3 protein-coding genes are annotated in these 6,000 nt (G+C 72.3%); 2 read left to right on the top strand and 1 reads right to left on the bottom strand.

Going from position 1 to position 6,000, the window contains the following annotated elements; translation table 11 throughout:
* The first annotated feature begins 496 nt into the window (after positions 1–496).
* Entirely contained in the window at positions 497–4,165 is a 3,669-nt protein-coding gene (gene mobF, locus DQ240_RS03765; RefSeq protein WP_369831994.1) for a MobF family relaxase, read from the top strand.
* A 183-nt stretch (positions 4,166–4,348) separates the two neighbouring features.
* Complete coding sequence (locus DQ240_RS03760; RefSeq protein ID WP_113838273.1) at positions 4,349–5,479, top strand: site-specific integrase; 1,131 nt, start codon at positions 4,349–4,351, stop codon at positions 5,477–5,479.
* Between the two features lie 19 nt (positions 5,480–5,498).
* Here the strand turns inward: DQ240_RS03760 and DQ240_RS03755 are convergent, their stop codons facing one another.
* On the bottom strand, positions 5,499–5,990 hold the full coding sequence (locus tag DQ240_RS03755; RefSeq protein ID WP_113838272.1) for a YajQ family cyclic di-GMP-binding protein: 492 nt from the start codon (positions 5,988–5,990) through the stop codon (positions 5,499–5,501).
* Positions 5,991–6,000: the final 10 nt, after the last annotated feature.

The following is a 6,000-nucleotide window of genomic DNA, read 5'->3' as shown; positions in this document are numbered from 1 at the left end:
CGGCCCGGTGGACCGAACCCGGAACCTCCGGCCACCGATTCGTCATCGGTCACGGTCACAGCGTGCTCCCTCCCGAGGCGGTTACCTCAGGTCCGGACCACAGCTCCTACACAGACGATCTGACACCTCCGACCTCGCCGCATTACTCACCTGGCTCCCGTGATCGGCCAGCCACTCTCTAGCCCCCATCGTGGCACTAGGCGCGGTCGGCACCGGCGGACGAGCAACCAGCGTCAAGCCGGGCCGGGGTGCCGACCGTCAAGAACTGGCTCAAGCCGACCGAGGTCCTTGACTGCGCCCGCGCTGCGTCATCTTCACCGACACCAAGCGCACATCCTGCCCCGCGCCGCAGCCTCCGCCTTCGAGATGGCCCAGAAGGTTCGCCGAATGGCAACCGGATGATTCGCTAAAGAACGGCACGTATGCTACCAATGGTAGGAGCACGGGCCCCGCTTCGCGGGGCCTTTCGACGTTCCTGGGGGTGACGTGTTGGCCATTGTTGGACGGCGTTGAGGATGCATGGCGGAATGAAGGTGTATGCGGGGGCGCCGGCCGCTGCTATCTGGAGGCGGATCGCGGCCGGGCGGATGAGTACTACCTGGCCGAGGGCACTGGGATCGCCCGCCGGTACACCGCCACCGGCGGGGTCGTGGCCGAGGCGGCGGCGCTGTCCGGGGACGGCTACGAGACGTGGGTGGCCGGCGTGGACCCGGACACCGGCGTGCCGCGGGGGCGGTTGCGCACCGACGAGCGGGCGGTGCGGTTCGTCGAGGTGGTGGTCAACGGCCCGAAGACGTGGTCGCTTGCCGCGGCGCTGCATCCGGACATCGCGCAGGCGTACGACGCGGCGCAGGACCGGGCCGCGAAGCAGATCATCGCCTGGCTGTCGGAGCACGCGACCACCCGCGTCGGGCGACGCGGGGCGCAGGTGCAGATGCCGGTAGAGCTGCTGGAGGCGGTGACGGTGCGGCACTACACCTCCCGCGCCGGCGACCCCCATCGCCACCTGCACCTACAAATACTGGCCCGCGTGTTTGCGGCCGGGAAATGGCGCGGACTGCACACTATCGGTGTCCGCGACGCCCTGGGCGCGATCAACGGGATCGGGCACGCGGCGATGGCCTGCGATCCGGAACTGAACGCCAGCTTCGCCGCCAATGGCTACACCCGCGGCGCTACTGGAGAACTCCTGGAACTCGCTCCGTACGTCGGTCCGATGAGCGCGCGGCGCGCGCAGATCGCCGGCAATGTCGACCGCTATGAACGGGAGTGGATGCAGGCGCATCCCGGCGAATCCCCCGGCCTGGCGCTGCGCCGGGCGTGGGAGGCGCGGGCCTGGGCCGAGGGCCGCCCGGACAAGGTCCCCCCCCGTCCGGGCGAGGTACTGGAGGAGGGCTGGCGGGCCGACCTGACCGGGCTGGGCTTCCGCCCGCCGTCCGGGCCCCTTCCCCTGGCCTCGACGGCGGTGGGGGCTCTGGACCGCGACGGGGCCGCTGAGCGCGTGCTGGCGCGCCTGGGGGCCGCCCGGTCGGCGTGGAACGCCGCGGACATCCGCGGCGAGGCCGAGCAGCTGATCACCGCCGCCGGCATCGTCGCCGACGCCGCCGTGCGGATCGAGCTGGCCGAGGACCTCACCGCCCGCGCCCTGCACCGCTGCGTTCCGCTGCTCCGAACCGACGGCGTGCCGGAGCACATCCGGTCTTGGACCTCGGCTCCGGTGCTCGCCGTCGAGGCCGACCTCACCGCCCGGCTGGCCGCCCGCGCCGTCGAGCGTCCGGTCGGCGTCGAAAGCCCCGAGCCGACACCGCCGGTCGACGTCACCGCGGCTGTCGCCCGGCTGGATCCCGGGCAGGCCGCTGCGGTCACCGCCCTGGCGAGCAAGCGGGCCCTGATTGTGATCGAGGGCGCGGCCGGCGCCGGTAAGACCACCACCCTCGCGGCTACGAGGACCCTGCTCACCGAGCAGGGGCGCCGGCTGGTTGTGGTCACTCCGACGCTGAAGGCGGCGAAGGTCGCCGCGGCGGAGGTCGGCGCGGCCGCCGGGTCGGCGGCACGGCTGGCCTTTGAGTACGGCTGGCGTTGGAACGACGACGGCGCGTGGACCCGCCTCGCGCACGGCGATCCCGACCCAGTCACCGGCTATCCCTTTGCCGGACCGGCTGAGAGCGCCCGGCTGAGGGCCGGTGACCTCCTGGTGGTTGATGAGGCGGGCATGCTGGATCAAGACACCGCCCGGGCGGTACTGACGATCGCCGACGAGTGCCAGGTGGACCTGGCCCTGCTCGGTGACCGGTATCAGCTGGCGGCGGTCGGACGCGGTGGCGTCCTCGACCTCGCCGCGGCTCAGGTCGCCCCGACCGAACACCTGACCCTGGTCGGGGTGCACCGCTTCACCCGCACCGACGGCACCGGCCGCACGACACCGGACAGCGACTACGCCGAGCTGACCCTGGCGATGCGCGCCGGCACCGACCCGGGCACGGTGTTCGACACGCTCCTGGCCCGCGGGCAGATCCAACTGCACGCCGAGGTCGAGGCGCTGCGGGAGGCGCTCGCCGCCGAGGTGGCCGAGCGCTCTGCGGGGGAGCGCGTGGCCGTGGTCGTCTCGACACGTGAGCAGGCGGCCGCCCTCAACGCTGCGATTCGGGAGCGCCTGGTCACCGCTGGCCGGGTCGACGACTGGCGGGTGGTGGTCACCGGGACCGGGGAGCAGATCGGCGTCGGCGACCGGATCGCCACCCGCCGCAACGACCGCGAGCTTCAGGTCGCGAACCGCGACACCTGGACCGTCACCGGCGTCGACCGGGACGGCGGGCTACTCGTCACCCCCGAGGGCACGCCGCCTGACACTTCCGCCGGCGGCGGACCCGCCGCTGTCGCCCCGGCTGGGGAAGGGGCGCGGGTGCTACCCGCCGACTACGTCACCACGCACGTAGAGCTGGCCTACGCGACCACCGTGCACGGCGCCCAAGGCGACACCGTGACCGCCGCGCACCTGCAGGTCAGCGAGGACACCGGCGCCGCGGCGGCCTACGTTGGAATGACCCGCGGCCGGGAGGCCAACACCGCCCACCTGGTCGCCGTCGACCCGGCCGAGGCGCGTGAGCAGTGGATCGCGGTGTTCGCCCGCGACCGGGCCGACCTCGGCCCCGCGCACGCCGCGCAGCAGGCGGCCACCGAGGCAGCCCGGTACGCCCCGGCCCGGCCGCTGGACCAGGCGTTGGCCGAGCTGGCTGAGTTCTGGAGCGTCGAACAGCGCTGCGTGGACCAGCTGGCCCTGCTGCAGCCGTGGCGCGACACCCTGCGCCTGGCCGTCGCGCAGGAGGCCGGTCACGCCGGCGAGTTCGCCCGCCTCGACGCCGCCTGCCGCCAGGCGGCCCACGCCTTCGAGCGCGCGCAGCAGGTGGCCCAGGCCAGCGCGAGGGCGGTCGCCGCCGAGGCCGACGGCATCCGGGACAGGCTGCTCGCCGCCTGGGACAACGAGCGCGCCACCGCCCGCGCGGCGGCCCGGATCGTGCTCGACGACCCCGGCCGGTTCAACCTGCGGCGAGCCGCCGTCACGCGCACCCGAGAGCACCTCGACGACTGGGCCAACCGGTGGCGCCCACACCGGCCCGACTTGCCCACCGACCGGGCCCAGCTCGCGCGGGTCGCCGACTGGTTCGACGACCGGGCCGCGCTGTGGCGCATGTTCGACACCGCCGCCCGCCGCGCCGCCGAGCAACGCCATCCGGAGCACGCTCAGCTGTGCGCCGCCGCCGACACCGCCCAGAGCGCCTCCGAGGCCGCGCGGCGCGCCCTGGCCCACGCCCGTTCCCAGCGCGACGAACGCCTGGCGCCGCTCGGCCCGTTCGCCTGGTCACCGGACCCCGAAGCGCAGCTGGCCGACCTCGAGCGCGAAATCGACGTCAGGTGCCAGCAGCTGACCGACGCCCGCACGCGCATCACCGGACTGACCGCCGAGCCGATCCTGCGCGCTCAGCCGCCCGACCGCCTCGCCCGCGAGCGCGATGCCTGGCGCGCCGGCCACAACGCACACCGAGCAGCCGCACGAATGGGCGCGGACCGCACCAGCTCCCCGACCGCCGCCGTGCGTTCTCCCCGCTCCGATAACCGGCCCTCCCTCTACCGCCGGCGCACACCGGACAGGAGCGTTCTCCGATGAGAAACCCGTCCCCAAGACGCGGCTGCCGACGCGACGTTAAGGACCGACAGGCGGACCGACGGACGGGCGGTCGCCGCGGCGAGGTTGGACCTCAGTCTCGCGCCGGACGACCGGGAATCCAGTCAGCGCGGTAGCCCACACTGCAGGGGCAAAACGCGAGGTGAAAAGGGGAGGCGGGGACTGATGGGATCGATCGCGAAGAGACCTGACGGGACCTATCGCCCGCGGTACCGGGACGAGAACGGCAAAGAGCACGCCCGGCACTTCAAACGGAAGGTCGACGCCCAGCGGTGGCTCGACGAACAGACCGCTGCGCTGGTCACCGGCGACTACGTCGACCCGGCTGCTGGGAAGATCACCTTCAGGGCATGGTTCGCTCAGTGGTCGGACCGGCAGGTGTGGGAGCGCGGGACGACACTCGCCGCACAACAGGCGGCCGGCTCCGTGACGTTCGCCGACGTCCCGATGCGGCAGATCCGCACCTCGCACGTCCAGCAGTGGGTCAAGGCGATGTCCCAGCCCGCAGGCGGCCGGCGCACCGGTCTCGCTCCCAGCACCATCCGCACTCGGTACAACTACGTCCACATGGCCCTGCGTGCCGCCGTCGTGGACCGGATCATCAAGGCGGATCCATCCGCCGGTGTCCCTCTCCCGAGGGCGCGCAAGGCGGCGGCGGCCATGACGATCCCGGACGTCGAGGAGGTCGGACGGGCGCTCGACGTCGCCCCCACCTGGTTCCGGCCGTTCATAGCGGTGTGCGCATTCGCGGGACTGCGGCTCGGCGAGGCAGCCGGGCTGCGCGTCCAGGACGTCGACTTCCTACGTCGGACGATCTCCGTCCGTCATCAGCTCCAGGGGGAGACCAACTCGAGCACTGAGCTCGTGGCGCCCAAGTTCGGCTCCGAGCGCGTCGTCTACATCCCCGGCGAGTTGGTCACCCTCCTCGCCGACCACGTGCGGCGCACCGGTGCCCAGCAGGAGGACTGGCTCGTCGCGAACGGCCGGCTGCCGCTGAACCGGAACTCCGCGGGCCACCAGTGGCGTCAGATCCGCAAGGCTGGCGAGCTCGACGGGTACACGCTCCACGACCTCCGGCACTTCTACGCCAGCGGTCTCATCGCCTCGGGCTGCGACGTGGTGACCGTGCAGCGGGCGCTCGGACACTCCTCGGCGACGATCACGCTGGGCGTCTACTCGCACCTGTGGCCGACGGCCGAGGACCGCACGCGCTCCGCAGCGGGCGACCTGATGGCCGCCGCGCTGGGCGCGACGTGCGGACTTTCTGCGGACCGGGACCCCGCACTACCGCGCTGACCTGCGGTTATGTCCCGAGTCAGCGATAGTTGTCGAACTGCAGGGCGACGTCGAGGTCGGCGCCCTTGAGCAGCTGCTGCACGGCCTGCAGGTCGTCGCGCTTCTTGCCGCTGACCCGCAGCTGGTCGCCCTGGATCTGCGCCTGCACGCCCTTGGGTCCCTCGTCGCGGATGAGCTTCGCGATCTTCTTGGCGACGTCGGACTCGATGCCCTGCTTGATGCGCGCGGAGATCTTGTACCCCTTGCCGGAGGACTGCGGCTCGTCGGCGTCCAGGGACTTCAGCGAGATGTTGCGCTTGATGAGCTTCTCCTTGAACACCTCCAGCGCTGCCGCGACGCGCTCCTCGGTGTCGGCGGTGAGGGTGACGCCCTCCTCGCCGGCCCACGCGATGGACGCGTTGGTGCCCCGGAAGTCGAAGCGCTGGGAGAGCTCCTTGCCCGCCTGGTTCAGCGCGTTGTCGACCTCCTGGCGGTCGACCTTGCTGACGACGTCGAAGGACGAGTCGGCCACGTCCCCTCCT

Source organism: Blastococcus sp. TF02A-26 (assembly GCF_003319125.1).
Taxonomy (GTDB): Bacteria; Actinomycetota; Actinomycetes; order Mycobacteriales; family Geodermatophilaceae; genus Trujillonella.
This window is presented reverse-complemented; position numbering and strand designations above follow the sequence as displayed.

Coding starts and splice junctions, on each gene's coding strand:
- DQ240_RS03760 (WP_113838273.1), top strand. CDS start 4,349: ATGGGATCGATCGCGAAGAGACCTGACGGGACCTATCGCCCGCGGTAC.